At 71.2% G+C, this 895-nt stretch carries 2 protein-coding genes; both read right to left on the reverse strand.

The features are described from left to right. A partial coding sequence (locus B4U45_RS28415; RefSeq protein ID WP_219859587.1) for a PE family protein occupies positions 1 to 476 on the reverse strand: 476 nt, incomplete at its 3' end. 123 nt (positions 477 to 599) lie between these two features. Continuing rightward, a partial coding sequence (locus B4U45_RS28420) for a hypothetical protein (RefSeq protein ID WP_219859588.1) occupies positions 600 to 895 on the reverse strand: 296 nt, incomplete at its 5' end.

Below are 895 nucleotides of genomic sequence, written 5' to 3' on the forward strand. Positions count from 1 at the left end.
GCGTTGCCGCCGTTGCCGCCGGCCATTCCGGGGGTGGCGCTGCTGTTGTAGCCGGCGCCCCCGTTGCCGTACAGCAGGCCGCCATCTTGTCCGCTGGGGTTGGTCGCGGTGCCGGCCGCGCCGTCGCCGATCAACGGGCGCCCGAACAGCGCCTGGACGGGCGCGTTGACCGCGTTGAGCAGATTCTGCTGGACATTGGCGACCTCGGTGAGGGCATACGAGGCGCCGGCGCCGGTCAAGGCCTGGACAAACTGATCGTGAAACGCCGCCGCCTGCCCGGCGACCTGTTGATAGCTCAGGGCATGCGCCGAGAACAGCGACGCCACGGCCGCCGAGACCTCGTCGGCCGCGGCGGCCAGCAGCCCCGTCGTGCTGGCGGCCGCCGTCGCGTTCGCTGCCCTAAGCGCAGAACCGATGATGGCCGCATCCGACGCCGTTGCCGCCACCAACTCGGGAACGGCCACCACAAACGACATCACAACCCCCTGGTCACATGACCTTCAGGACCCAACACTTGGACGGTATCGCACTGCGGAACAACGGATCTGGGGTTTGCGGCGATTCACCGACAGCATCCCGCTCGCTGCGCCGCTGACAGCTCAGCCCGGGTTGCCGTGATTGCCGTTGACGCCGTTGAAGGCGTCGCCGCCGAGGCCGGCTTTGCCGTCGAAGCCGGAGACTCTGGTACCCAGAGCGCCCGCGCCGCCGTTGCCGGGGGTGCCGTGGGTGCCGCCACCACCGCCGGCCCCGCCGCCACCGCCAATGCCCGCGGCGCCCAGCTGACCGCTGAGCAACCCACCGCGCCCGCCGGTGCCGCCATGACCCCCGTCGCCGCCGTCGCCGCCCGTTCCACCGTGACCGGCGTTACCGCCATTGCCACCGTTACCGCCGTCGG

Origin of the sequence: Mycobacterium persicum (assembly GCF_002086915.1) — a bacterium.
GTDB classification, from domain to species: Bacteria; Actinomycetota; Actinomycetes; order Mycobacteriales; family Mycobacteriaceae; genus Mycobacterium; species Mycobacterium persicum.